A 26996-nucleotide genomic window follows, 5' to 3' on the forward strand; every position below is an offset into this window, starting at 1 on the left:
GGGACCGGTGACATAAGAGAGATGGTTAGTAATGTTCATCAACACATGGGATTTGCAGCGGGGGGCCAAATGATTAATAAATGTGGACAGTGTCGGCAATTTACTAGAGAGAAGGCAAACAATAAAGATATATGTGGCGCCTGGGGGCAGCCAACTATAGCAACAAGGTTTGCCTGTGAATTTTTTATGCCTGCTGTCTCATCAAAAAACCGCGTTACTAAGGTTCTAAACACAAAACAAAGTTAATTCAACACCGTCTTATTTGTGCAAGCCCGCCAGCGAAGTGCTAAGTTTGCTTCTTTCGATTGAACAACGAGTGGTTGGATGACTCCCACCATATTTTCAGTTGCTCGAGATTCATGGGTTTTCCAAAAAGATAGCCTTGCATAAAGTCGCATTGGTAGTCCGACAACCATTGGTGTATCGCATCGTGTTCAATGCCCTCTGCAGTAACGGTTTTATTCTGGGCGTGGCACAAGTCAATAATGGGTTTGATTACGTGTCCATTATTGGTTCCCATCAACGTGAGTAGAAACTCGCGGTCAAATTTAATCTTTTGAACAGGGAATTGAACAAGCTGGGTAAGTGATGTATAGCCTGAGCCGAAGTCATCGATTGCAAGCCGGTAACCGAGCTTAGAAAGTTTATCTAGCAAGGCTGTTCCGCGTTGGTTTGAAGCGAAAGTCTCTGTGATTTCAAGCTCAATAAATTGAGGGTCAACATCGTATTTAGTTGTATATGTGTGTATATACTCAGCCATCTCCAGAGAGTTTAACTCTGCGGAGGATAAGTTGATCGATAGAATGATGTCTTTATCAAAAACTTCTCTCAACTGATGGTATTGCGATGCTGCATTAGAGAACACCCAACGGTCAATCTTGTCGAACAGACCAGTTTGCTCTGCGATAGGGATAAACTCTGCAGGAGGTATTGCCCCTATACCTTCTGCATCCCACCGCAACAATACTTCTAAGCCTTCAATTTCATTGTTGTAACGGCTTAGATAGGGTTGAAACACGAGTCGAAACTCCTCTTCTACATCGGCCTTTCTTAATGCACGTTCAACTTGGTTTCGCCTTTGTGACTCGATGTTTAAGTCAGCAGAGTAATAGGAATATTGATTTTTTCCAGCACGTTTCGCTTGGTACATTGCGGCATCAGCATTAGATAAAAGCTTCGTAATGTCTGCCCCGTCTTCTGGGTAACGTGCCACTCCCACACTGGCGGTAATAGGGAAGGAACTTGGCCACGAATGGCTCAAAGTACTGATAGGTTTGAGTAGTTCTGTTGCGAGTATGTCTGGGAGATTGTTTATGTGCTCATCAGAGCTAAGTAGAATGGCGAACTCATCACCCGAAAGGCGCGCACCAAAACAAGGGCTGTTATATTGATGAGTTATCTTCTGACACACGTTCTTGATGTGAGTTGAAAATACCTTTAAAAGAGTATCTCCCAATTCATGCCCATATTTGTCATTGACATATTTGAAGTTATCCAAGTCAACATAAATAACCCACATATACGCAGAAGGGGAGTCGAGCTCTTGAGTGACCAGCTCATGGAACCGATTTCGGTTCGCGAGCTGTGTCAATTGATCCGTCTCTGCCAACCGCTTGGTTTTTTTGTAGATGGTGTTTAGCTCTTCATACATATCGAAGAAGCGAGAAGACAGTCTCCCAATCTCGTCATTGGTATCTAGTTTTTCAATATTATCTCTCTGATTTGTTTCCAGTTCTTGGAGTTGTTTGTCGAGTCTAGAAACAGGGCGTAATACATGTCGATACAGAACCAAAACGATCAATGCAATTGTACAAAATGCAGCGATCCCAAATGAAAGTGCTAACTCTAGCCAAACTTTGTCGATTTTATTCCACATCAGATACTCAGCAGGTGAGAGTATGGCAAAAAAATGAGGGAGCAACTGTATCGTTTGAGCTAGAGGGACATCCAGGTATATTGGTACATCAGAAAAAGTAATGATGCTGTGTGTATCAAATTCGATCTCGTGTTTAATTTCACTAAATGCTTCCAAAGATACCGTTACGATCACAAAAAAAGTATTAGTAGGATCGAAACTTAATGGGTGTTCACCGGTACGTTTATCAATCAAATCGTATTGGATCAGAATACTTTGACCACTGGAGTTATAAATAAAACCTGTGCGGCTGTAATCGCCGTGTTTTGAAAAACTGTCTGAAATGTATTCCGCTACTTTAGGATCGATGGTCGCTGAAGATTCAAAATATTGGTTTTCTACGTAATAGAGCAGGTTTTGATTGCCATTGAGGATAGCCATATTGGTATCGCCATGATAGCCATGGCTTAATACATCCGCTGTTTCTTCCAAGCGATTAAACAAAACTCGCTCACGGTAAGGGTTATCGTGATTAATTAAATAATCTTGTAGAACGTCACTTTTACCTAAAGTATAAGCGTAGCTATGAAGAAAAATATTCGCTTGGCGGAATTGTCCCGCCAGCTTCTCCATTTGCAATTGAATATAACTATCTTCCCGCTTAATGAGTGTGACTTTCTGGATGCTATAGATAATGTAACTTGAGACCACCGCACTTAATAAGATGACAGGTGTTACGAGCAAAATCACTCTTCTGCTTAATTTCATTCCGTTTTTTCAATTCCGTTTGTGTCCTTACAAACGTTACATACCGACTCGGTAGCTAACGAATGACAAATGTATAAGCAGTGTAACGAGATTTTGACCTTGTCGATCTTGTAAATCAGGTGGCTCTCTGGAACTGTGAAGTTGCATATGCTTTTAAAGGGTCTAATTGGATGTTTTCTCAGTAATTAGACGTCTTAGTTATAAACAAGTTACCCTATATACCAGTAGGCAGTGGTCAACAAACCCCACGATCGAAACGTTTCGATGATGGGGTTTGTGACACAAGTTGTCTTTTCATGTTCATTGAAGCCTCAATTGCAGATCATTCTCACACCTTATAAACCGCTCTCTTTTCAAATTCCACTTTCGAATTATTATTGCATCGAAACGTTTCGATGAGTTTTCTGTAAATAACCAAAACAACCCAATACAGACGATTATCGATGTATGAACGTGTAACCGAAAGGTCTATGAGATGAAAAAAAGTACCCTTATACACTCAGATATTTCTTACTTGGTGGCGACATTGGGGCATACCGATGAAATCACCATTTGTGATGCTGGTCTGCCAATCCCTGAACGTGTGCAACGAATCGACTTAGCGCTTACTCATGGGGTACCAAGTTTTATTGATACCGTTCGTGTGATGTTGTCGGAATCACAGATTGAAGGGGTCATCTTTGCAGAAGAGTTTTGCAACGTGAGTCCTGAGCTTCACAAAGCAGTGATCGAAGAGTTAAGTCAGGAACAAGAGCGAACAGGAAAATCGATCGAAGTCAGCTATGTATCGCACGAAGCGTTTAAAGCTCGCACGGAACAAAGCAGAGCAGTGATTCGCACGGGTGAATGTACACCTTATGCGAACGTTATCTTCCAAGCTGGCGTAGTTTTTTAAGTTGGCGTAGCTTTTTAAGCCAGAGAATTTGAGGAACGATTATGACTCAAGCCATTCTACAACTGAGTGAGATTGAAAAAGCGTTTCCGGGCGTGAAGGCGCTAGATAAGGCGAGCCTTCATGTATATCCAGGGCGGGTAATGGCGCTTATGGGTGAAAATGGAGCGGGTAAATCAACATTGATGAAAGTGCTAACCGGCATTTATCACATGGACTCGGGAAGCATTCAGTACCAAGGTCAGCCTGCTGCATTTAAAGGTCCGCGTGATTCTCAGGAAGCGGGGATCAGCATTATTCACCAAGAATTGAACTTGATCCCAGAGCTAACGATTGCGGAGAACATCTATTTAGGGCGCGAATTTACTGGTGCGATGGGACGTATTCAGTGGAGCACAATGTACGATGAAGCGGACAAGCTTCTCCAACGTCTGAATGTAAAACATAGCTCACGCACCTTGCTTGGTGACTTAAGCCTTGGTGAGCAACAGATGGTAGAAATTGCCAAAGCGCTCTCGTTTGAATCCAAAGTCATCATCATGGACGAGCCAACCGATGCGCTAACGGATACTGAAACCGAATCGCTATTTAAAGTGATTAATGAGCTTCGTGCTCAAGGCTGCGGCATTGTTTATATTTCACACCGTTTGAAAGAGATCTTCGAAATTTGTGACGATATTACGGTTCTTCGTGATGGTAAGTTTATTGGTGAATGTCAGGTTTCTGATACCGACGAAGACGGCCTTATCGAAATGATGGTGGGCCGCAAGCTTGAAGAACAATATCCACGTATTGATGTGAAACATGGTGAGACCTGTCTTGAAGTGATCGGTTTAACCGGTTCCGGCGTTCACGATGTTAGCTTCACGCTTCAGCGCGGTGAAATACTTGGTATTTCGGGCTTGATGGGTGCGGGTCGCACTGAGTTGATGAAGGTGATTTACGGCGCGCTGCCGAGCGAGCATGGTGTCATCAATCTCGACAACAAGACCATTAACCCAGTCAGTCCGCAAGATGGTTTGGCCAACGGTATCGCTTATATTTCTGAAGATCGAAAAGGCGATGGTTTAGTTCTCGGCTTATCTGTTAAAGAGAATATGTCTTTGTGTTCTTTGGACAAATTGACCAAAGGTGTCCAAATCCAGCACGGTGACGAAGTGATGGCGGTGGAGGACTTTATTAAACTGTTCAACATCAAAACGCCTACACGTGATCAAATCATTGGCAACCTTTCAGGTGGTAACCAGCAGAAGGTGGCCATCGCGAAAGGATTGATGACCAAACCTAAAGTTCTAATTTTGGATGAACCAACTCGCGGTGTTGATGTTGGCGCTAAAAAAGAGATTTATCAGCTAATCAATAAATTCAAAGCCGAAGGCATGAGCATCATCTTAGTCTCCTCTGAGATGCCAGAAGTGCTGGGGATGAGTGACCGCATTCTTGTTATGCATGAAGGTCGTATTACTGGCGAATTTGATGCGAAAGACGCCGATCAAGAAACATTACTCGCCTGTGCCGTGGGCAAAAAGATCAATGAGGAAGCAGCATGAGTACCAACACCATGAGCAAACCGAACGAAGCTAGCAACAAAAAGCTGTTGACTAAAGAGTGGCTGATTGAACAAAAATCACTGATTGCACTGATATTTTTGATTGTTGTCGTATCATTCCTGAACCCGAATTTCTTCACGGTAGACAACATTCTTAACATTCTTCGTCAAACCTCGGTTAATGCGATCATCGCTGTAGGTATGACGCTTGTTATCCTGACCGCTGGTATCGATTTGAGTGTGGGCTCTGTACTGGCTTTATGTGGTGCATTCGCTGCAAGCCTGATTGCAATGGAAGTACCAGTACTAATCGCAGTGCCCACTGCTCTTCTTGCCGGAGCTGCACTGGGTGCGATCAGCGGCATTATTATCGCTAAGGGTAAGGTTCAAGCCTTCATCGCAACACTGGTTACCATGACGTTATTACGCGGTGTAACCATGGTTTATACCGATGGCCGACCAATTTCGACTGGCTTTACCGATACGGCTGATGCGTTTGCATGGTTCGGCACAGGTTACGCGATGGGTATTCCCGTTCCGGTATGGATAATGGTGATTGTGTTTGCTGCCGCGTGGTACTTACTAAACCACACTCGCTTTGGTCGCTATGTCTACGCTCTTGGTGGTAATGAATCTGCTACCCGCCTATCTGGCATCAATGTTGACCGAGTGAAGATGGGGGTTTACGCCATCTGCGGTATGTTAGCGGCACTTGCTGGCATCATTGTGACATCTCGTCTGTCTTCGGCGCAACCTACCGCAGGTATGGGCTACGAGCTAGATGCCATTGCAGCGGTAGTGCTGGGCGGTACGAGTCTAATGGGTGGTAAAGGCCGCATTATGGGTACACTCATTGGCGCGCTTATCATCGGCTTCCTGAATAACGCTCTTAACCTGCTCGACGTTTCTTCTTACTACCAAATGATTGCAAAAGCAGTGGTTATTTTGGCCGCAGTACTGGTAGATAACAAAAACAAGTAATTCATAACAATCCAAAGATATGTGAATAAAAACGAGCTGGTATACGTGTGCTGGCTCACCCTACACAAAGGACTATAACGATGAAAAAACTCGCAACTCTTATCTCTGCTGCACTTCTTTCCTCAACCGTATCTGTGGCTGCACAAGCTCAGGATACGATGGCGATTGTGGTTTCAACTCTGAACAACCCGTTCTTCGTAACGATGAAAGACGGTGCTGAAGCGAAAGCGAAAGAGCTGGGATACGATCTGATTGTTCTTGATTCGCAAAATGACCCGAGTAAAGAACTATCAAACATCGAAGACCTGACTATCCGAGGCGTTAAAGCGATTTTGATTAACCCGACAGATTCAGACGCAGTATCTAATGCGATTCGTATGGCAAACCGCTCTAATGTACCAGTATTGACTCTCGACCGTGGTGCAAGCCGTGGTGAAGTCGTTAGCCATATTGCTTCAGATAACGTGATTGGCGGTGAAATGGCTGGTAAATACATTATGGAGAAGGTTGGCGAGAAAGCGAAAGTTATCCAGCTAGAAGGTATTGCGGGCACATCAGCGGCACGTGAGCGTGGCGAAGGCTTCATGACGTCAGTAAAAGCCAGCAACATGGAACTTCTAGCAAGCCAGCCTGCTGATTTCGACCGCACTAAAGGTCTGAATGTTATGGAAAACCTATTGGCTGCGAATCCAGATGTACAAGCTGTGTTTGCACAAAACGATGAGATGGCACTTGGTGCGCTACGTGCGGTACAGGCATCAGGCAAAGATGTGGTTATCGTAGGCTTTGATGGTACTGAAGACGGTATCGCTGCTGTTAACCGTGGCAAGCTTGCAGCAACCATCGCACAACAACCAGATCTTATCGGTGCGCTGGGTGTAGAAACAGCAGACAAAGTCCTCAAAGGCGAAAAAGTCGAAGCTTACATCCCGGTTCCTCTAAAAGTGGTAACCAAATAATTACGACTTTGGATAAATAATCCTAGTTTCTTCGCTCTCTCCTCCGTTTTATCTGTCGTTAGGGGGAGAGGGCAAGAATAGATGCCTTTGACTTTTTATTCCAACTAAGACGAGAAGTTAAAGTCATCTAATGTATTTTTCAGAAAACAGTTTTTCAAAAAGGGTTCATTCAGAACCGAGGATAACCGTATGAATAAGTTAGTAGTGTTAGGTAGTGTAAACGCTGACCATGTTCTTCAAGTGCCTTCTTTTCCTCGCCCAGGCGAGACGCTTCATGGTCGCAATTACCAAGTTATTCCTGGCGGTAAAGGAGCAAATCAAGCCGTTGCCGCAGCACGCCTGAATTCTGATATTGGTTTTATTGCTTGTGTTGGTGATGATTCATTCGGGATCAATATTCGCGAGAATTTTAAGATGGATGGCATCGACATTAGCGCGGTTAAGATGCAGCCAAACTGTCCAACTGGTATTGCGATGATTCAGGTAGCAGATAGTGGTGAGAATAGTATTTGTATTTCGGCAGAAGCGAACGCCAAGCTGACCGCTGAGGCTATTGAGCCTGATTTGGAACGCATACGCCGCGCTGAATACTTGCTGATGCAACTTGAGACTCCGATATGTGCGATTGAGAAAGCGGCACGTGTTGCAAAAGATGCAAAAACGAACGTGATTCTTAACCCGGCACCTGCGCGTGAATTATCGGACGAATTATTAGCATGTATCGATGTCATCACTCCAAACGAAACCGAAGCAGAAGTCCTGACTGGCGTGACAGTGACGGATAACGACAGTGCACAAGAAGCGGCCAACATCCTGCATAGCAAAGGCATTGAAATCGTGATGATTACCCTAGGTGCGAAAGGCGTTTGGTTAAGTCAGAATGGTCGTGGCGAGATTATCCCTGGTTTCCGCGTCGACGCTACCGATACCACGGCAGCAGGTGATACCTTTAATGGGGCATTCGTCACTGGTTTATTGGAAGGTTTGTCTTTAGAATCAGCAATTAAGTTTGCACACGCAGCGGCAGCCATTTCAGTTACGCGCTTTGGTGCACAGACGTCTATCCCAACTCGTGAAGAGGTGGACGCATTCTTAGCTGAAAACCAATAAGTAAGGAATTTATAACATGGCAACGATGAAAGACATCGCAAAACTGGCAGGGGTTTCCACTTCAACTGTGAGCCATGTTATCAATAAAACTCGCTTTGTGAGCGAAGAAATTTCGGATCGCGTTAATAGCGCCGCAAAAGAGCTTAATTATTACGCGCCTTCAGCGTTAGCACGTAGCCTCAAAGTCAATCGAACTCAAACTATTGGTATGTTGGTAACAACCTCCACCAACCCGTTCTTTGGTGAAGTGGTAAAAGGTGTCGAGCGCAGTTGTTACCAAAAAGGCTATAACCTGATCCTGTGTAACACCGAAGGGGATAACGAACGTATGCGTCAATCTATCAGCACGTTGCTTCAGAAACGAGTTGATGGCTTGATTCTGATGTGTGACTCCCTCGAAGGAGAGCGTATCGATGTGTTCGAGCGTTACCCTGATATCCCAGTTGTGGTGATGGACTGGGGCCCAATGCTCTTTACCAGCGATAAGATTCAAGACAACTCATTACGGGGTGGATACCTTGCAGTGAAGCACCTGATAGATTGTGGGCATAAGCAGGTTGGCTGTATCACAGGCCCTCTGATCAAACATCAAGCTCAAATGCGATATGAAGGTTATAAGCGAGCCATGATTGAAGCGGGGTTGGAGTTTAACTCAAACTGGATCATTGAATCGGATTTCGAATGTGAAGGTGGCTATCAGGCTCTGAAAAAGATGTCTGAAAGGGGAGCGCTACCGACTGCTATCTTCGTCTCCAACGACATGATGGCGATGGGGGTGATCAATGCGGCTAACGAGCTTGATATCAACGTGCCAGAGGATCTCTCCATCATTGGTTACGATGATATACACATCGCTAAATTTATGTCTCCGTCACTGACAACCATTCACCAGCCTAAATATCGTTTGGGGCAAGCTGCGGTTGAAACTTTGCTACGAAGACTGAACGACAAAGCAGCTGAAGCGGAAGTTGTTCAATTAGAACCGACGCTAGTCGCGCGCAAGAGTGTGAAAACGCTACTTTAGCAAACCTGTATTTATATTTTTTTATCGAGCCTCATCTTATTGATGCATATCAATTTTTGGTGAGTTTGCGTTAATTTTGTACGTTATACGGCTTTTTTTTGCAAAAGTGTGATTTTTTGCCGAGAAAAATCACACTTATATTTTCTTCATGTAAGAAAGTACCTATGATGGCAGCCAATAATTAATAGAATTGTAATTAGTAGGGTGATTGGATGAGCTTTGCTTTAGTTCAAAAATACGCTCAGTATTCTGTAAAACGACCGTGGTGCCATCGTATTGGTGTCGCAGTCATCTTGTTTGTTTTTTTGTTTAGCAGTTACGGTCTTCTGGCTCACGAAGAGTTGTCATACTTGCTAGGCATTTTTATTACTTTTGCTGCGACTGGATTGTTTGCATCTGCGTCGGCGTTTAAGAAAAGATATCCTATTCAAAAATCGTAATTAAGAGTGAATAACACAGTTTTAATGATTCGAGGAGGGCTTATGTCCTCCTTTTACTTTTTGAAACAGGTGAACTTATTTGGTGAGCTCTTCAATGATAGGACAACGACTTCTCGCATCACCAGGGCAGGAAGATATCCAGCTCTCTAATTGTTGTTTCATCTCAAGCAGGTGCGCTATTTTTTCTTCTACTTCTTTTAATTTATCCATAGTGCGGGCTTTAACTTCACTGCTTTTTCTATTTGGGTTATGGGCGAGCTGAACAAATTCTTTGCACTCTTGCAGGGAGAATCCTGCGTTTTTCGCACGTGATACTAGGTTGAGCTCTTGGATGTGGTTGTCAGAGTATTCTCTGTATCCAGAGTCACTTCGAGCGGGTGGTGAAATAATTCCTTTGTCTTCGTACAGACGGATAGATTTAGAGGAAAGGCCGGTCAGTTTGGCCACAGCACCTATATTCATAATTCACCTCTTGATTCAAGATAATGCCTAACGCGAGTATATACCCAAATAGCTTCAACATGCAGAAGTTAGAGTGAGGTGACTGCTGTAAGTTCCCGTAAAAAGGTCACTTCAGCTTTTCGACGGCCCCGTTTGGCTTGATACACGTCTACACTTTCGCGACTTCATGAGGAGGCATACCGAATGCCTTTTTAAATGCGTTGGTGAAATTGGACGGGTGGTGATAACCAGCTTCATAGGCTGCCTCTGTAATGGTAACAAGACCTCGTTCTAAGTGTTGTCGAGCCACGACTAAACGGCGGTAGCGAATGTAACCGTTTACTGTCATGTTGAATGACTGTTTAAAGCGGCGTTGCAAGTTGGACACGCTCATAGAAAAAACCGTCGATAACTTTGCTAAGCTCAGTTCTTCAGCTAGATGAGTTTCGATGTAATTGATGATGTCTTCAGTCTTATGATCTTTGCTTCTTGTCACTGATTTGTGTTGAGAATAATGAACGTTAGGCATCTGCTGAAGGACATTGGATAAAATCTGATAAATCAAACTTTCAATCCCGATCTTAGTTTGTAAGTTACGTGGCGTTCCACTTCGCAAGAGAGTGCTGACAAGCTCTGAGAGCATGGGACACACTTCCAGGGAATAGAAAGCTTGGTGCGAGTGAAAAAAGTTGCTTGTTTCACATGAGTCGTTCAAACGTTGAGCTAGCCATTGTGGTTTTACGAGGATGTTTATCTTGTTAACGTGATTGTCTTTAACAAGTGAGCGAAAGAAGTTTGCAGGTTGTAGCAAGTTCACCACCACGCCCTTAGGTGACTTGGTAGCGTCCAAATTAAATTGTAAATCGTCGTAGCCAAAAGACAGTTTTCCTTCAAGAAGAATGGTGATCAACAGCGATGACTGAGCGGTTGAAACTATATTTGAGTTTACGAGTTCTACGCAGCGTCCACCATGGACAAAAATCTGGTCGTTATATTGGTAAGTTAAGAAAACACCTTCAGCTAACTGCAGTTGACACGACTGACCGTGCGTTACGATCAACTGTTTTTCCGTATCTTGCAAAATTTGAGTCATAGGTATTTTATCAAGTTTAGTTCGTTTAGGCCTACCTACCTGCATTTGACGTTTCCTCATAATATGTATGCGATTTCGCATAACCTAATAATCTTTGTATTTATATCATGCACGCCTATTATACCTGAGAATTATAATCATTAATATTTAGGAATGTGTATATGGAAAGCCCAGTTTGCCCATCACTCAAGCTTTCAAGCCTTTACCTTGCAGTGGGAATGGCGCTAGCGAACCCAGTTTATGCTGACGATTCAACATCAGATTCTCATACCGAGAAAGTCGTCGTATGGGGTACGAAAGTTTCAAGTAACTCGGAATCAATGTTTGCCGACGATATGTCGCTTAAGCAAGCCGATCATATGTCGGATCTGTTGCGCGAGATTCCGGGTGTGGATGTTGGTGGCACCCACTCAGTCAACCAAAGAATTACGATTCGAGGACTTAGCGAGTCTGATTTAGATATCCGTCTGGATGGCGCATCACAACATGCAAGCATGTTCCACCACATTGGTAACTTGACGTTAAACCCAGATATTCTAAAGTCCGCAGATATTCAGGTGGGTAATAACTCAGTTACTCAAAATGGTTTAGGTGGTTCTGTTTACTTTGAAACAAAAGATGCTCGTGACCTTCTGCGCTATGACGAAACTTTTGGCGCACGTGTATATGGCGGCTATGCTTCGAACGACAACCAACAAGGTTCGTTAACTCTGTATGGCTTATTGTCCGAAAACGTCGATGTCATGGTCTATGGTAACTACGTGACGCGTGATGATTTTGAAGATGGCGATGGAAATCAAACTTTTGGCTCAGAAGGCGATGTATATAACATTCTGGCTAAACTTGGCTACGAGTTTAATGACATCCACCGTTTTGAAATCTCCTATGACTTATATCGTGATAGTGGTGATTACAGCCCACGCCCGGATATGTCCGGAGCGGCAAACAATGGTCTGTCGAGTGAGCTACTGATCCCTACTGATTATGATCGTGATACGGTAACTCTGAGCTATGAGTTACGTGGCGACAACCATCAAGGTAACGTAACCCTTTACAACACAGAAACGGAAATCACACGTGATGAGTCGGTTATGGCACCGCGTTGGCCTGCAAACCGTCTGTCGAAAAACACGGCGAAGAACCAAAACTTTGGTTTAAACGCAAAATTCCAATCAGATTTGGTGCTGGGACAGTTTGATAACCGCGTAACATATGGTTTTGATTACATGGATAAGACATCCTCTAGCTATTACGGTAGCAGTAAGTTCATGGATGAGTCGGCTATATCGACAGCGGTGTTTGTTGAAGATCAGTTCCACGTTTCGGATTCTTTCTTTATTACCGCAGGTCTACGTTTTGATGATTATGAACGGAAGGCGGAAACTGGCACTGACGACTTCGACGAAGTGACTTGGGCGCTGGCAGCTGAGTGGGCGGCGACCAACGACTGGACGTTATTTGCAAGTGCGCGTTCGCTATTCAAAGGCCCCGAGTTGATGGAAACCTTTGTCGCTTACCAAGATGTGGCGTTTCTTGAAGACGGCTTGAACCCAGAAACTGGTCTGAATACGCAAGGTGGAGTACGTTTTGCTAAGCGATTGGACAAGCACTTTTTCGGCGCAAATGTGACTCTATTTAAGACGCAGATAGATGACTACATTGCTGAACAGTATCAAAGTGCAAGCCAAACTTACCTTATCTACAATTTAGGTGACGTGGAAATTGAAGGCTTTGAAGCGAGCGCGTCATATGGCTACGATAAGTTCAATAGTAAGCTATCTTACTCTCAATCGGATACAGAAGATAAGACCAACGGTGGCCCTGTTGCTGGTGGTAACGGACGCAGTATCGATATGGGTGATAGCATTGCGTTGACGCTTGATTATCAGTCAGAAGAGTTAGAAACCGTCTTTGGTTGGAATTCAATGTTTATACTAGAAGAAGACAACGTATTTGATGGTCAAACCGTCAAGGATAGCTACGATGTTCACAACCTGTACGCGCAGTGGGTACCTTCTGATATTGATGGCTTGTCGGTCACCTTTGGTATTGATAACGTCTTTGATGAGTTATATACATCTCATGCATCCCGTTCAGGTACGGCGCGTGGATTTACTCTAGATGATTACGAACCAGGCCGTAACTTCAAGCTTTCAGCCGCTTATCAGTTTTAACTAAATTGCAAGTAAAGTGACTCTATGATTACAGAAACGGCTCACATTGAAAGTGAAGACGTCGAGAGACCATAGAGCTCCAATGGGTGAAGTGATAAAACGCAAAAAAGCCCGCTAATCAACAATTAGCGGGCTTTTTAAGTACTGTATCTAAAATTACATCAGGTGCTATTGTGCCTTTTCAGGCTCTAAGTTATTCTTTTCTTGATGCATTTTAGCTAGAAAGTACACGTTAACACATGCAATAAAGCCGTTGGTTAGCACTACTGGCCAAGAGTCAATCATAAGGCCGTAGGCGGTGAATAAACCACAACCGATAAAGTTAAGGATACGAAGTTTAACAATGTCTTTCATAGTAAGCGAGATAGCAACCATGATTGAAGCTGCGTAGCCTAGAATTTCAACCATATTCATTTCCATTTTTTGACCCTCTTTAAATCTGCCGAATATGTCGGTACCAATTCTTCTCTTCTTGAGATTATTGAGGAAGCTCCGTGCCTCGAATGGTCTTTTTGATGGGCGTACTATAACAACGTACATAACGTGATAAAAGCCTCAAAATGAGGGAAAGTGAAGGTTAGCGATTACGCAAACGTTTAATAAGAAAATTATTTATAACGTCATTTTATTTGTTCGATTGATTGTGGTGATTAAATCTATAGTTAAAACGTATTTGAAGATGTTCGGATGGTTCTATACAGTGTAAATGATAACTATTTACATGTGTTGCGTCGTTATGATAAATCTTGCAGTTAGCCTAATACTTTCTTTCGCATTAATCCGCAGAACGAGACCCAGTTCTTGGAGTGTTGAGTTGCATATTCTTTCGCATTTTTTTTGTGTGATGTTTCTGCAACCGATTTATATTATTCCCTATCTTATGGTTACGTTTTACTCGTCCCCTTTGCTGATAAAACTGTCTAAGCGTACGAGCTTCTACAGCGTTATATTTGGCTTTTTGCCACTACTGGTCGCATCGGGAAGTTTTGTATTCACCTTAAGCAAACCTGTCTAACGATTTGCTCTACAAGCTAAAGCTGTAACACGGAATTTGGTGACTGATTGAGTTTGATACGACAATAAATCAGTAACACTTAATGAATATTCGTTTGACGAGGGGAAGTTAACGGAGGGGGGAGATCGCACTCAGTTCTGAGTCTTAAAAATGTTGCTTTATACGTGCTGCAGTGAGGGGAAAGCACGGCAGAATAATACGCGAATTGAGTTCGTGATCAGCGAGATTAAGAAAACAGCTGAGAAATCATCTCGCGTTCTTCCGAAGAGAGAAGTGGAGAACGTTTTTTATCCAGTGTCTTACTGATTTCACCCTGCAGAGACTTTAGTTGGCTGTCGGTCAAATCACTCAACTTTTGTTTTAGTTCGTTAAATTGCTGTTTGTTCATATCACATTCCTCGTTGTACACAGGCTTATCCTTCATTACCTAGTTTTAGGGCTTTCATGGCCATACAACAAACTTATTCAGATGATTTAGATTAGAACTCAATTGGCTTTATTTTGTCCGAATATTGTCAAGGTGAATCAAGTGAAGCGTCAAATTGCGACAAAAATGTAAGCTGATATTTATGGCGTGTAGGAATGTGCGAAAAAAAAGTAGGAATGTATACCTATATGACTTTAAAACACTTTTTCTTCTATCTGTAACAGTTACTCCTTACAAATGCGTCTAATGGCAAGGGAAGCTGACACGCTTCCCTACCAAACAAAATGGATTATTACTGTGTTGAAGTGATCAGTTCACTCGAACGGCGAACTTACTCGCTAGTGAATGCAACTCCGGTAACATTCGATAAATGAGATGCAATTGTTGCAGCACCATTCGAGCGGAACTCTCATCTTCTTCGCGCCATTCATTTAATCGTTGTTCAAGTCCGGCGTCTTCAATATCTGATAGATCACATGTTTCACAGTGCTGGTGAAGCTGCTGGTGGAGTACATCCAAATGTTGGTGGATACAGCGGTGTGCATCCAACACTAATTTATGAATTGAGTTATCGTCGATACGAGTACGGTGTGCACCCAGTGCAGAAATATAGTTCAGCATAGCGTGATTGAGAGTTAAAAAACGGAAACTTTCATCAACGGCTGTTCTGTATTTCCCTGGCTCAGCAAGCATGGTACTGATAGCGGAGGTGAGCGTTGCGTCACTATTATGTGCCTGACGGCGCGCAATGCGGTAACTTAAGCTGTCTTTTTTACCGACTCGGTATTGACCAATGATCTGACCGAGATACTGTTTATTTGCATCGATGGCATCTGACATGACTTTATGCAATCGTCGAGATTGCCAATCAGGAAAAATAAACATGACCGCTGCTACGGCTAGTATACAGCCAATAATTGTATCGGCGAGTCGAGGCAGTACAACTGCGTAGCCTTCGCCTAGCTGGTTGAAAAGGAACAATACGAGCAGGGTGATAAAGCCAGTCGCATAACCATAATTGTTCATTCTAAAGGCGAAAAACATCACACCGGAGACGACAACGAACACCAATTGGCTTTCTTGAGAAGGGAAAGCGGTGAGCAGCATGACGCCAACTAACAAACCAGCCAAGGTTCCGATGACACGTGCAGTCAGCTTCTGGCGCGTTGCACTGTAGTTAGGCTGGCACACAAACAAAGTCGTTAAGAGGATCCAATAACCACGGTCAAAATCAAACGCCTGAATAATTCCATAACCAAGCGTTAATGCAATCGACATACGTAATGCATGGCGAAACAGCATTGAGTCTTGGTTCAGGTTCGCTGAAATCCGCTGCCACATCGCTTTTAGCGTGTGCGGATTGGTATCATCAAGCGTATCTTCTTCAAGCTTTTCAGCGTCAGGGTTATTGATATTACTCAGCTGCTTTTCGACGGTTGCTAAGTTATTGAATAGATAAGTAAGCTGACCTAATAATCGTTTCCAGTGACTTTGTTTTTGTTCTTCGAGATAGTTGAGAGAGTTCTGAACCTCAGCTAAAGCAAGAACAGATTCATTGGTATGAGTGTACTCGTTGCCAAGTTGAATCGCCTGAGCAATATCACGGCATGCTCGCGCTTGAGATTCCAACAGATATTTAAAACGAAATAGGACATCGGAGCGTTCAAACTCATTTGCCAGATCTTGATAACGATAATGACTGGAACTGACTCGTTCATGAATATCTTGGGCGATGAAATAGATATTTAAGAATCGGTCACTCGGGCCATCAATATGACCGCGTTTCGACCGGTTAAGTAGCGTTGTTTTACAAGCATTTAGTGCGGTCACGGTCGCAGCGTTAAGGCGGGCCGCTTCAATTCGCATAGGCTGCGGTTCAAGGTTAATCACCGGATGGAAAAGTTTTGCTTTGGCGTCCAGATAATTCGCCATTTGGAGAAATACGTTGGCCAAATTTTGTTGTACGGGCTGCAGCGGCCAAAAAATCTGCCATATCATCGACATGAAGTAATACCATGCCGCACCAGTTAGCAGTAGCAGTGGTTGGAACCATAGATTTGGGCTCTCATGGGCGCCAAGCATGGTATAGATGGCGATAAGCAATGATCCAAACGCAATACTGGCGTATTTGGGGCCAATTGCCCCCAGCATGATGAAGCCAAACGTGGAGACAAATAGTCCGATAGCAAACAACCATGGCGTATTGAACAGAATTTCAATTGAAAATGCGGCAACAGCAAAACAGATAAACGTTAGGATGAGCGCTTTCATCCGCCCGGTAAAACTGTCATCACTTTCTGCCAGCGCTGCGGCGATAATTCCCAATATTAGCGGCGTAATCAACGTATTTTGACCAAAATACCAGGCTGGTATGACAACGCCTAACAAGGTTATCAGGATAAGAATACTGTAGTTAACGGTTTTGTTGGCCCAATAGAGGCGAAATTTAGAAGTTGATTGCACGATGCGCCTTAGATTTCCGACAAAAAACGGGCAATTATACCCGTGTATCTTGAGGTTGTTTGGATATCATACCAAGCTCACTATAGCGCTTTTATGATTTAATTTAAGAAAAAAGATCACTTGCTTATGAAATAACCAGAAAGAGCCTCGATATTAGCGTGACTAGTTAAACGCTTAATCTTTAAGGTTTCCTGAGTTGAAAATTTCTTTACGTAAGCATGATGTTTTTAGGGTGATTAATGTTAACAATGTTCAGAAAATCAGCAGTAATGTGAGATTTATTTAAGAATGTAAAGTAGATGGTTATTTCGGTACTTGTCACCGCTACAATTTGATGTTCTAAAATGATATAAATCGAAAACTTTTCACTTAAAAGGCACACATTTCATGCAGCTTACTGCCACTAAAAAAGCACAGTTTTTTATTCAAAATGAGTATTATCATGTGGAAATAAAAGAGAACAGTGTTTTATTAAGCTCTATAGGCAGTGATGAACATATTCCGTTTACAGTTTGGAATGGGAAAGTGAGTGTCAAACGTGGGTTGCTTTGGAGCGCGTTACAGTTCTTTTCCCATGAGCAAGATGGCACGCAACAGAGCTGGTTGGTTCAGGGTTTGCCATGGCCACAATGCAGAAAGTTTGCGCTTGATGCTGTTCGCCAGTATCAGGACTGGCATAACACTCAATGTCAAAAGCTAGCCGAATACCTACCCGTATGGGAAGATGAGCTCTATAAGCTAAAGCATCTCCCTGCCTATCTTTCGCACTCGCAGACTCAGTCTTGGGTTGAACGTGTAAACCAAGAGCTAGTGGACATTAAAACGACTCTGGGTGAAGCAAAATTGAGAATGCCTAACCGCATGGCAGAAATTGAAACTTGGCTTGTCGATACCTCTGATACGTTAGAAGAGCGAAACCGTGAATGGCTAGAGAGTGAACGTCCAAATTGGGAGGTTCTGTTCAGTCGTATTGAGTCTTCGCCACTGAACTTGTCTCAGCAATATGCCGTACTGCTCAACGATGATCACAATCTGGTCCTCGCTGGAGCTGGCTCAGGTAAAACCAGTGTGCTTACTGCACGTGTCGCTTATTTACTTCAGAGCCATCAGGCACAATCTGAAGAACTGCTAATGCTTGCTTTCGGGCGCGATGCCGCAACAGAGATGAAAGAACGCTTAGTTGAAAAAGTAGGCATGGCGGCAGAGGGCACTCGTGTAAACACCTTCCACCAATTAGGGTTGTTCATACTGAATCAAGTCGAACCACAGCCCGTAGAGATCAGCCCGCTAGCGCTGGACGACAACCAACGTACGGCTTGGTGTATTGATTGGCTTAAAAAGCATTGGATGACACCAACAAACTTCAAGCGCTGGCAAAAGCACTTGGACAAGTGGCCGATTGCTTATTTGAAAGGGGATGACGAGCTGGGGAGTCATTCTGAAAACCCTAAACTGATTGCGTGGTTGGACTCGCAGTTGTCGCTTCTGGCTGCGACCGGACTAACCAAAAAGCAGGTTCAGGAAAAACTGGTTGATCATCAGGAGTACACTCGATTAAATAGTGAGCTCGCACTGTGTTGGCCATGTTTTACTGCCTGGCAAAAAATGCTCAAAGAGACCAATAAGGTTGATTTCCCAACCATGATCAGTCGGGCGACTGAATATGTGAAAAAAGGTAAGTTTGTTGCTCCATGGCGCTTTGTTATGGTCGATGAGTATCAAGATATCTCTCCTGATCGTTTAGCGTTAATTGAGGCGCTGTGCGATTCCAGTGAGAAACAAGCGGGTGCAACATTATTTGCAGTAGGGGATGACTGGCAATCCATTTACCAGTTTGCCGGCGCTGATGTCGATCTGATTACTGGCTTTAAAGACAGATTTGCTTACTCAACGGTTCATCATCTGGATACTACTTATCGATTTAACAATCAGATAGGCAATGTGGCCAATGCGTTTGTGCAGCAAAACCCAGCGCAGTTACCTAAGACTCTAAGTAGCCACAAACAACGTAAGCAAAAAAGTGTCCACACAGCGCCAAGTAACCAAGTAGAAAAAATTCTCGACCAGTTAAACCAACAGGCGAAGCAAACTAAATCTGTGTTATTGCTTGGCCGTAACCATTACCACAAACCAGATTTGTACCAAGACTGGTTACGACGATTCCCGAACCTTGATATTCGCTTTATGACATGTCACGCGAGTAAAGGGCGTGAAGCGGACTTCGTTATTATTCTGTCGGTAGATGAAGGGCAATTCCCAGCAAAGAAAAAGCAAGTCCATATTGATGGTGCCTTGACGGAATCTAACGATAAGTTTCCGCATGCGGAAGAGCGTCGATTATTCTATGTTGCGATTACCCGAGCAAAAGAAAAAGTCTGGATTACCCATACAGGTGCTGGTTCTGCGTTCATCCAGGAGCTGGTTGCAGGGGACTACCCAATCATTACTTCGCGCTAAATAAAAGAGACACCGTTCGAAATAACAAAGGCGATACTCAGTATCGCCTTTGTTTTATCTAGAATGTCGGGCACAGATTATGTGCGCTCGCTCAGATAAGCTTCATAGTCAGGCACTTCGATATCGACTTCTTGTTCGATTAGCGGAGAGTTGAAAATGAATTTTGCAGTTGCACGGTTGGTCGCAACTGGAATATTCCAAACGCTGGCAATACGAAGAAGCGCTTTTACATCTGGATCATGTGGTACGGCATTTAATGGATCCCAGAAAAACACCAGTACGTCGATTTTACCTTCCGAAATCAAAGCACCAATCTGTTGGTCACCACCCATAGGGCCGCTGATCATATTTTTAATCGCTAAGCCTGTCTCTTTGCTTAACATATGCCCTGTTGTGCCTGTCGCATACAGGAAGTGACGTTGAAGTTGTTCTTTGTTTTCTTGTACCCATCGAAGCAGTTCAGGTTTGCAGTTATCGTGTGCAACTAAAGCCACGTGCTTGTGTGCAGGCATGGTACGAGTCGTTTTTTGCATCAGGTTATTTCCGATTCAAGATGATAAAGTTAGTTTAGGTGTATTGGTTAATGAAACACTTTTTAATCGATCAATCAATAGCCTTGACGCTGAATGTTGGCCTATATTCGGACGGGGATAACGATTCCTGAATTGTATCTTCGTCAAGTGTCGTTGGTGTCAGTGGGGTGATGTTCGGTGACGCATGTCTTTCATAAGGTAAGTCTCTCAAGTAGCGTGTTGCCTGAATGACGGATAGTCGACCTTGCTCGACCATTTTGTCCGTTGCGGCAAAGAGCACCTTATTACGCAGTAAGCCACGATAAACGCCGTGACTTAAATAGACGGAAACTAAGCCAATCTCACTCGCTTTATCGGCACTACGCAGCTCACTGATCGCAGCCTCTATTGCCACCGCGCTTCCGACAATGTAGTCAATATTGCCTTGGTCAATGACGCGCTGAACTAAGTTACGCTGTAACTCTTTGTCGTTATCCGCCCACAAAGTCGTAACAACGTGGATATCGCTGTCTTTTATCGCGTCGTAAAAGCCCATCGCTACCGGTTTTGTTCCACCGCGAGTACGCGGACCAAGTAGCAAGGCGATATTGCTGACACCAGATCCTTTAGGATGTTGGTTTACTAAATACTTGCCTGCTTCGTAGCCCATCCAATACCAATCCACTCCGACTTCACCTTTTAACAGATGACTCTGAGTTTTATCTAGCATGAGCTGGTTGACTGTTGCAAATACAGGGGTATCACCCACAAAAGTATTTAAGTTGTACTCGTATGCATGCGGGTCTACGGTACCTAGAATAATGGCGTCAGCGCCCCATTGCTGGCAAATTTTAAGTTGTTGTTCTTGGCGATTTTTGACCGGATATCCGCCAGCTTCGAGTACACGCAGGTTAACGCCTTGATTTTTAGCTTCGGTAACCATGCCATAGTTCACTGATACCCAGTATGAATCTTTTAAATGTGGGTAAATGGCACAAATTTTTTCTGCAGAAAACGAAGGTAATGACGTTAGCAGAGATACCACTAGTAAAGATTGTTTGATAATTGAGCGAAACAAGCGTTGATTGATAATCATGGGTGAAGTTCGTTGGCTTAGATTGAGTGAACAATGCAAAATATAACGTATTATACCTAAATATCCTCAGGATATTTTTTCAGCGATATCGCTATGAAGCTTTCATCTTGAAATCATTTGAGTATATTTCGCCAAACATGAATAGTAAGGTCATTAAAATATGCTGCTATCCACTGCAAGCATCGGTCGTAAGCTTTTGCTCTCTTTTATTGCGATGGCAATGTTGGTTATGTTATCTGCATTGATCGGCATGTCTGGCTTTTCGACGGTCTCGAAAACGGAAAGGAATGTGGTTGATGCTGCGATTCCTGCGATGATCGAAGCTAGGCAGGTATCTGAACTAAGTTCTCGTATTATTTCTTCTGTTCAGATGCTGTCAAATGCAAAGAATGAACAGGAGCGACAAGACACGGGGCGCGAGCTTTTCGATCAATTAGAAGTGTTGCTTTCTCATATCAAAGAGCTTGGAAGGGACGCATTTGATTCCGAGTTGCTCGATACGCTAGAAAACCATGTTCAGAATATCATTAATAACCTGGGCGATTTAGGTGTGTCGGTAGAGAGAAGGCTCTATCTGGCTAAAGAGATTGATACTCGCGTCGAAGAAATGCGTTTGCTTAGTGAGGAGTTAGAGCAACTGACCCGCACTCAAGTGCAAAACACCAGCACTGTCGCTGTGGCGAATGTGACCCATATTTATGGCCTGTTGGAAACAAATCAAAAGGTACAGGCTTACCAGGCATTAGATACTTTAGTTGAAGTCGATTTGGATCTGACCGAACGGTTGCATGAGTTTCATCTGCTTGCGTTCCAGGTTCTCAATCAGATTGAAGAGGCACGGACACTGACTAATCTGGACCGTATCCAACAAGTGCAAACTGACTTTGCTAATAATCTCCGAATCATGAATCGCCGCGTACAAGCGGTGGAGGATCCGACCCTATCCACGCGAATGGGGCAGCTTCTCAACGATCTTGGAGAGCGGCAGGTCGTATTTACCATGCTAGTGCATCAATATGAAAATAATGAACAGTCGCAACGATTAATGCAAAAAACACTGAAGCTGTTTTCTGAGCTCAATGGGACGGTTAATAAACTGGTTGATGACTCCAACAAAGCTACATCGGTTGCAATTGATGAAATGACTAGTTCATTAAAATTTGCCCAATGGTCGTTAATGTTTATCTCGATTGCTGGCCTTATCGTCGCTATTTTAATTGTGTGGCGTGTTGTTTATGTGTCAGTGGTCAAACGACTCACGGAATACTCGTCGGCGTTGCTGTCAGTGTCACAGGGTAACTTATCGGTTGAGCTCGAAGTAAAAGGTAAAGATGAACTCGCGCATATGGGGCGAGCTATTATTACCGCAAGAGATACCGCTCAGGCGCTAAAAATAGTTGCTGAAGGAGAGGTGCAAGCGAAGAAAGAGCTGGAAGAACATAAACAGCACCTCGAAGACTTGGTCGACCAACGCACATCTCAATTAAAACAAGCCAATTACCGCTTGAATGAAGAGGTATTAAACCACGCTAAAGCACGTAAGCAAGCAGAACAAGCTAGCCGAGCTAAGTCTGCTTTCCTTTCTACGATGAGTCATGAAATACGCACACCTTTGAATGGGGTACTAGGAACCGCACGTTTGCTTATGGATTCAGGCTTGAATCCACTACAAAAACGTTATGCCGACATCATTAATCGAAGTGGTAAAACGTTACTTGCCATCATCAATGACGTTCTGGATTACTCAAAAATAGAAGCCGGTCATCTCGAAATACGTCATTTAGACTTCGATTTGCATCAAATGGTGCAAGACTCCTACCAGCTAATGGAAAGCCGTGCCAAAGAAAAGAACTTGTTGTTCTCTTACCATATTGAAAGTGATGTCAGTCAGTTTTGGAAAGGGGACGTAACACGCATCAGTCAGGTGCTGAATAATCTGGTTGGTAATGCGATAAAATTCACCCAACAAGGGGAAATTGATATCTATGTAAGCCTCAATCCAGAAGACCAAACGCAAGTACTGTTCGAAATTACCGACACTGGCATTGGAATAGCAGAAAACGAGCAAATCACACTGTTTGATGCCTTTACTCAGGCAGAAGGTGGACTAAATCAAACGGGGGGGACAGGACTTGGCCTCGCGATTAGCAAACGCATTATTGAGGCAATGGAAGGCACGTTAGCGTTTGAATCAGAAAAAGGACAAGGCAGTCGTTTTTGGTTCTCGTTGCCGCTAGAAGAGGGCGATGAAGTAGAAACGAGTACTATAAGTACGCCGTGCGAAGTGAAAGCTAAAGTATTGCTGGTAGAAGACAACGACGTAAACCGAGTCGTTGCGGAAGGTTTCCTGCAAAGTATGGGACACCAAGTCGTCATGGCTGAAAACGGATTTCAGGCACAAAAAATATTAGAAAAGCAGGATTTTGATATAATGCTAGTCGATATTAACCTACCGGATTGCAATGGTGTGGACTTGATGAAGCGTTTAAAGCGGATTGAAGAGAGTAAACATCAAGTTTTATCACCAACACCAATGATTGCGGTTTCTGCTCATGTGTTTGAAGAAGAGGTTGAAACGTATTTAGCCTCTGGTTTTGATGGCTATTTGCCTAAACCTTTAGCCAAAGATGCCCTTGGAGCTATGATTCAAGAGCAACTCGAAGGAAAATCATGGCTGTTAACCCAAAAAGACGATTTTTCTCACCCAATCGACACTGTTTTGACTGAGGCTGGAGCAAGTAAACACCATACTGCAAAAGAGATGGAAACCGTTCTCATTACACCAGAAGTTGTCCAGTCTGATATGAAGGTTTTGGGCAGAGAAAAAGTGCTGCACATTATTGGTTTATTCCGTAAGAGTAGCCTGGATGTCGCTCATCAATTGGAGATAGCGGCAGAGACAAGAGACACAAATCAAGTGAAGTCCTTAGCGCATAAGCTAAAAGGAAGTTCAGGCAGTTTGGGCTTAACCATGCTTATGAGTACTCTGCAAAGCATCGAAGCGGCTGAGGATCCGCTAGAGGCATACAAGCAAAAGAAAAGTGTGCTTACTAAGCAAATAACCGCATCGATAACCGCGCTTGATGAACTGATGGCAAACTCATGATTATAACAAAAACCTCCGGAGAGTGCCGGAGGTTTTTTCTATTCGGTCATGTCATCTTCCCACTCGAACCGAGTGTCTAAAGCATAAGGGTCATCGTCAAAAGGATGCTCCACTTTGCCACGCAAGTATTCGAGTTGATGTTCAAGCATATTGACCGTATCGTAGTCTCCCTCGGAACAGGCAACGTATATCTGTTGTTCCAGAGCGGCAATGTTATCTCGGATACCCATGAGACCCCCTTAAATCATCATCGATTCTCAAAACGATTATAGTCAAGTAATCCAAATTCGATCGGTTGATTTCTACGATACCAATGATGAAGTCGATCGCTGAATGACCAGAACTTTTCAGAGCTACGACGAATCGCAAAACGATCCAACAACTTAACGTAATCTTCCTCATTTTGTATTCTGCTGAATTGATCGACAAAATCTTTTACTTGCTCTTCTTCTATCGAAAAAAACGCAGCGGGATAACTTCCGACGACACCACGAACGACGGTCATATCATCTTCTGAGAAGTTTCGATTACTTTCTTCATCGAACAGGCTGGAGATATTCGTATGCGCATTATTGTGAAGTAGGGTAAAGAGTTCATCTTTCCCTGTCTTACTTCGCACCATCAACATTGTTATTTGAGGTACTGGCTTCAACCCTTCACCATGTACTTGTCCGATACGTTTTATCTGCTGCTCATTCTTATCGGAGAGCGCTGTATTGGTGATCTCATAACGAGGAAGCAGAATCGGAGACAGATCTACTTTCAGCTTGTTAAGCAATTCAGACTTCGGGTCATCCGTTTGGTAGACAATGCTTGTCGGTTGATTAAAGGGCTTAACATTTCTCAATAAGAAATCCGATAACTGAGGACTTTGGTCTTGATACCAGCTGGATTGCAATTGATGACGCATGTCTGCCGGTAATAATGATATAAAGTTACTTTCGCCTTCCATACGCAAAAAGTCCATAAACATACGCGTAATAAGTTGGTGACCAAAGTTTCCGTAGACATCAAAACCGGCCACGAGCAGGTAATGGACTCGTTCGAGTAACACGTAATCCATCACCCAGACTGTTTTAGGCTGGTCGCCCACCAAACCTTGTACAACCGAAGCACTGTCAAAATGGCGGAAAACCGTCAGAGCAGCATTAGCGTTGGTTCCATCACCATCCCAAATAACGTCTGTAGACAGGTGCTCGCCATGTTTGAACCAATGGTTTGCAAAGTCCGACTTAGCTTCAAGGTAGCGAGCTTGTTGACGAGAGTATTTAACCCAGTTCGCCACAGGCAGTGTGTTGCTTTCTAACTCACTTGGCAGTTTTAAGTTTTCTGCTTGTGAGCGATAAAACTCGTTCACTTCAGGAATATCGCTTTTATCTGGGTCGAGAAAGAATACCCAGAAACGATCGTTAATGACGTTTAGTGCCAACTGACCACGGCAAACCGGACCTTTAATAAACGCCATAATGGTATTTTGTGCGTTGTCGAGCATGAACTTAAAACGCGACTTCACTGGCAGGTCAGTAAACGAAGTCATTGGGTTTGCGGCAACTTCTGGTTCATAGCTGGGTAGCGCATTGACCGTATAATCAGGATGAATGAACCACTTCTTCCAATTGTCGATACGCTGTTTATTCAACGCGTATGGCATATGTGTTTTGTCCACAATAGTGCCTTGCTCTGGAATGATTCGGTAGTAAACACGTTCCGTGTTTGGATCATCATATGGCCGTCGAGTCGAAATACGTTTTACAGGCTGACCCGGAGGGGTCTGTGAGCGAACCAGCGAGAAAAAGCGACGTGTCGGCTGATCGTTTAGTTCAGAGAAATACAAATGAGATAAGAACAGGTGTTCATAGATGTAACGCGCCATGAGCTGGTTCTTGAAGTCATTTTGATTCAGTAGTGATTCGTACTTAGTAATCTCGGCTTGTTCATCGCTGCTAACCGGCGTGTGGCTATTCATTACTGCGCCATTTTCCAGCCAGGTCATCAATGTAAGATACTCAGAATCTGTCAGGTTTGGCATGCCAAAAGGCATTCCCCAAGTCGGGTTGTCTTTCTCATACTGGTCATATTCTTCAATTGTCGGACATGTCTGTTGACGATCTATCGAAAAATCAAACCCTTTTAACTGAACTTGATTGGGCAAAGGGTGGCGTTCTTTTTGCACCAGAAGTCTCGCGATTAAGCCCGCATCTAAATTGGCTGCCATGTTCTGATCGCGCTCGTTTAAGACTGGGTGAAATCCTGCATCACGCCACTCTTGAGTCGTTTCTGCGTCCTCGAAAAGACGTGTAGGTGCTACTGCGGTGAGACGGGTGCCTTCGTAAACCAATTTTTTCGACGCGCCTCTGTCAATGCCCTCAACCGATGAGAGTTTTAACTGACAAGGCGCGTCGTAGCATGCGTGACAAACCACACAACGATTATCCACGATGGGTTTAACTTCGTTCTGGAAAAAGTTTCCACGCTGTGTTTCAACATCTGCAGTACGTTCTCGTACCAGTTGCGGACCAAAAAGTAGGTCGTAGTTCAGGCCAGCGTAAGTAGCACAGCCGGCAAACAGACTAATCATGCATAGTAAAAAAATGAGGCGCAAATTCATGGAGTTACTTGAGGTGAATGACGTTT

The 26996-nt window shown here is 43.7% G+C and carries 20 protein-coding genes; 10 read left to right on the plus strand and 10 right to left on the minus strand.

The genetic code is table 11. The features are described 5' to 3' along the window. Positions 1 to 286: 286 nt before the first annotated feature. Entirely contained in the window at positions 287 to 2623 is a 2337-nt protein-coding gene (locus tag OO774_RS21375; protein WP_264906569.1) for an EAL domain-containing protein, read from the minus strand. Positions 2624 to 3098: 475 nt separating this feature from the next. Between OO774_RS21375 and rbsD the strand changes: the two genes are divergently transcribed. From rbsD to OO774_RS21410, 7 genes are all read left to right on the plus strand, one after another. Continuing rightward, positions 3099 to 3518 carry a D-ribose pyranase gene (rbsD, locus tag OO774_RS21380; protein ID WP_264906570.1) on the plus strand — a complete coding sequence of 140 codons (420 nt, stop codon included), beginning with the start codon at positions 3099 to 3101 and terminating at the stop codon, positions 3516 to 3518. 41 nt (positions 3519 to 3559) lie between these two features. Then, positions 3560 to 5065 carry a ribose ABC transporter ATP-binding protein RbsA gene (gene rbsA / locus OO774_RS21385; protein ID WP_264906571.1) on the plus strand — a complete coding sequence of 502 codons (1506 nt, stop codon included), beginning with the start codon at positions 3560 to 3562 and terminating at the stop codon, positions 5063 to 5065. Further along, positions 5062 to 6045, plus strand: a complete 984-nt coding sequence (rbsC, locus tag OO774_RS21390) for a ribose ABC transporter permease (protein ID WP_264906573.1) — start codon at positions 5062 to 5064, stop codon at positions 6043 to 6045. The genes rbsA and rbsC overlap by 4 nt, the downstream gene beginning before the upstream one ends. Positions 6046 to 6125: 80 nt before the next feature. After that, a complete protein-coding gene (rbsB, locus tag OO774_RS21395) occupies positions 6126 to 7004 on the plus strand; it encodes a ribose ABC transporter substrate-binding protein RbsB (protein ID WP_264906575.1) in 879 nt (292 codons plus the stop codon). Between the two features lie 189 nt (positions 7005 to 7193). After that, a complete protein-coding gene (gene rbsK, locus OO774_RS21400) occupies positions 7194 to 8114 on the plus strand; it encodes a ribokinase (protein ID WP_065298917.1) in 921 nt (306 codons plus the stop codon). Positions 8115 to 8130: 16 nt separating this feature from the next. Continuing rightward, the gene (locus OO774_RS21405) at positions 8131 to 9138 is read left to right on the plus strand and encodes a substrate-binding domain-containing protein (RefSeq protein WP_264906578.1); all 1008 of its coding nucleotides are present in this window, start codon (positions 8131 to 8133) and stop codon (positions 9136 to 9138) included. 212 nt (positions 9139 to 9350) lie between these two features. Continuing rightward, a complete protein-coding gene (locus OO774_RS21410; protein ID WP_264906580.1) occupies positions 9351 to 9578 on the plus strand; it encodes a hypothetical protein in 228 nt (75 codons plus the stop codon). 75 nt (positions 9579 to 9653) lie between these two features. Here the strand turns inward: OO774_RS21410 and cueR are convergent, their stop codons facing one another. Together cueR and OO774_RS21420 are read right to left on the minus strand one after the other, a co-directional pair. Next, positions 9654 to 10040 carry a Cu(I)-responsive transcriptional regulator gene (gene cueR / locus OO774_RS21415; RefSeq protein ID WP_264906581.1) on the minus strand — a complete coding sequence of 129 codons (387 nt, stop codon included), beginning with the start codon at positions 10038 to 10040 and terminating at the stop codon, positions 9654 to 9656. Positions 10041 to 10188: 148 nt separating this feature from the next. After that, positions 10189 to 11157, minus strand: coding sequence for an AraC family transcriptional regulator (locus tag OO774_RS21420; RefSeq protein ID WP_264906583.1), 969 nt, complete (start codon positions 11155 to 11157; stop codon positions 10189 to 10191). A 116-nt stretch (positions 11158 to 11273) separates the two neighbouring features. On the opposite strand from OO774_RS21420, the gene OO774_RS21425 reads away from it, so the two are divergent. Next, positions 11274 to 13286: a TonB-dependent siderophore receptor gene (locus OO774_RS21425; protein ID WP_264906585.1), complete on the plus strand. Its 2013-nt coding sequence runs from the start codon at positions 11274 to 11276 to the stop codon at positions 13284 to 13286. A gap of 168 nt (positions 13287 to 13454) precedes the next feature. Here the strand turns inward: OO774_RS21425 and OO774_RS21430 are convergent, their stop codons facing one another. The 3 genes from OO774_RS21430 to yccS form a co-directional block, all read right to left on the minus strand. Further along, positions 13455 to 13706: a YgjV family protein gene (locus OO774_RS21430; RefSeq protein WP_118120226.1), complete on the minus strand. Its 252-nt coding sequence runs from the start codon at positions 13704 to 13706 to the stop codon at positions 13455 to 13457. An 821-nt stretch (positions 13707 to 14527) separates the two neighbouring features. Further along, on the minus strand, positions 14528 to 14689 hold the full coding sequence (locus OO774_RS21435; protein WP_014234060.1) for a hypothetical protein: 162 nt from the start codon (positions 14687 to 14689) through the stop codon (positions 14528 to 14530). 348 nt (positions 14690 to 15037) lie between these two features. Continuing rightward, complete coding sequence (gene yccS, locus OO774_RS21440) at positions 15038 to 17191, minus strand: YccS family putative transporter (RefSeq protein ID WP_264906589.1); 2154 nt, start codon at positions 17189 to 17191, stop codon at positions 15038 to 15040. A 387-nt stretch (positions 17192 to 17578) separates the two neighbouring features. On the opposite strand from yccS, the gene helD reads away from it, so the two are divergent. Next, the gene (gene helD, locus OO774_RS21445) at positions 17579 to 19648 is read left to right on the plus strand and encodes a DNA helicase IV (RefSeq protein ID WP_264906591.1); all 2070 of its coding nucleotides are present in this window, start codon (positions 17579 to 17581) and stop codon (positions 19646 to 19648) included. Positions 19649 to 19725: 77 nt separating this feature from the next. Here the strand turns inward: helD and OO774_RS21450 are convergent, their stop codons facing one another. After that, complete coding sequence (locus OO774_RS21450) at positions 19726 to 20181, minus strand: methylglyoxal synthase (protein ID WP_014234063.1); 456 nt, start codon at positions 20179 to 20181, stop codon at positions 19726 to 19728. A 70-nt stretch (positions 20182 to 20251) separates the two neighbouring features. Next, positions 20252 to 21256: a TMAO reductase system periplasmic protein TorT gene (gene torT / locus OO774_RS21455; RefSeq protein ID WP_264906592.1), complete on the minus strand. Its 1005-nt coding sequence runs from the start codon at positions 21254 to 21256 to the stop codon at positions 20252 to 20254. Positions 21257 to 21416: 160 nt separating this feature from the next. Between torT and torS the strand changes: the two genes are divergently transcribed. Next, the gene (torS, locus tag OO774_RS21460) at positions 21417 to 24362 is read left to right on the plus strand and encodes a TMAO reductase system sensor histidine kinase/response regulator TorS (RefSeq protein WP_264906594.1); all 2946 of its coding nucleotides are present in this window, start codon (positions 21417 to 21419) and stop codon (positions 24360 to 24362) included. Positions 24363 to 24400: 38 nt separating this feature from the next. Here the strand turns inward: torS and OO774_RS21465 are convergent, their stop codons facing one another. After that, positions 24401 to 24592, minus strand: coding sequence for a hypothetical protein (locus tag OO774_RS21465; RefSeq protein WP_237318218.1), 192 nt, complete (start codon positions 24590 to 24592; stop codon positions 24401 to 24403). Positions 24593 to 24609: 17 nt separating this feature from the next. Then, complete coding sequence (locus tag OO774_RS21470; RefSeq protein ID WP_264906596.1) at positions 24610 to 26970, minus strand: fatty acid cis/trans isomerase; 2361 nt, start codon at positions 26968 to 26970, stop codon at positions 24610 to 24612. Positions 26971 to 26996 lie beyond the last annotated feature (26 nt).

This window comes from Vibrio sp. STUT-A11 (genome assembly GCF_026000435.1).
In the GTDB taxonomy this organism is placed as follows: domain Bacteria; phylum Pseudomonadota; class Gammaproteobacteria; order Enterobacterales; family Vibrionaceae; genus Vibrio.

Bases quoted from the DNA above. Each gene is read 5' to 3' on its own strand.
- OO774_RS21375 (WP_264906569.1), bottom strand. From the start codon at position 2,623: ATGAAATTAAGCAGAAGAGTGATTTTGCTCGTAACACCTGTCATCTTA.
- rbsD (WP_264906570.1), top strand. From the start codon at position 3,099: ATGAAAAAAAGTACCCTTATACACTCAGATATTTCTTACTTGGTGGCG.
- rbsA (WP_264906571.1), top strand. From the start codon at position 3,560: ATGACTCAAGCCATTCTACAACTGAGTGAGATTGAAAAAGCGTTTCCG.
- rbsC (WP_264906573.1), top strand. From the start codon at position 5,062: ATGAGTACCAACACCATGAGCAAACCGAACGAAGCTAGCAACAAAAAG.
- rbsB (WP_264906575.1), top strand. From the start codon at position 6,126: ATGAAAAAACTCGCAACTCTTATCTCTGCTGCACTTCTTTCCTCAACC.
- rbsK (WP_065298917.1), top strand. From the start codon at position 7,194: ATGAATAAGTTAGTAGTGTTAGGTAGTGTAAACGCTGACCATGTTCTT.
- OO774_RS21405 (WP_264906578.1), top strand. From the start codon at position 8,131: ATGGCAACGATGAAAGACATCGCAAAACTGGCAGGGGTTTCCACTTCA.
- OO774_RS21410 (WP_264906580.1), top strand. From the start codon at position 9,351: ATGAGCTTTGCTTTAGTTCAAAAATACGCTCAGTATTCTGTAAAACGA.
- cueR (WP_264906581.1), bottom strand. From the start codon at position 10,040: ATGAATATAGGTGCTGTGGCCAAACTGACCGGCCTTTCCTCTAAATCT.
- OO774_RS21420 (WP_264906583.1), bottom strand. From the start codon at position 11,157: ATGCAGGTAGGTAGGCCTAAACGAACTAAACTTGATAAAATACCTATG.
- OO774_RS21425 (WP_264906585.1), top strand. From the start codon at position 11,274: ATGGAAAGCCCAGTTTGCCCATCACTCAAGCTTTCAAGCCTTTACCTT.
- OO774_RS21430 (WP_118120226.1), bottom strand. From the start codon at position 13,706: ATGGAAATGAATATGGTTGAAATTCTAGGCTACGCAGCTTCAATCATG.
- OO774_RS21435 (WP_014234060.1), bottom strand. From the start codon at position 14,689: ATGAACAAACAGCAATTTAACGAACTAAAACAAAAGTTGAGTGATTTG.
- helD (WP_264906591.1), top strand. From the start codon at position 17,579: ATGCAGCTTACTGCCACTAAAAAAGCACAGTTTTTTATTCAAAATGAG.
- OO774_RS21450 (WP_014234063.1), bottom strand. From the start codon at position 20,181: ATGCAAAAAACGACTCGTACCATGCCTGCACACAAGCACGTGGCTTTA.
- torT (WP_264906592.1), bottom strand. From the start codon at position 21,256: ATGATTATCAATCAACGCTTGTTTCGCTCAATTATCAAACAATCTTTA.
- torS (WP_264906594.1), top strand. From the start codon at position 21,417: ATGCTGCTATCCACTGCAAGCATCGGTCGTAAGCTTTTGCTCTCTTTT.
- OO774_RS21465 (WP_237318218.1), bottom strand. From the start codon at position 24,592: ATGGGTATCCGAGATAACATTGCCGCTCTGGAACAACAGATATACGTT.
- OO774_RS21470 (WP_264906596.1), bottom strand. From the start codon at position 26,970: ATGAATTTGCGCCTCATTTTTTTACTATGCATGATTAGTCTGTTTGCC.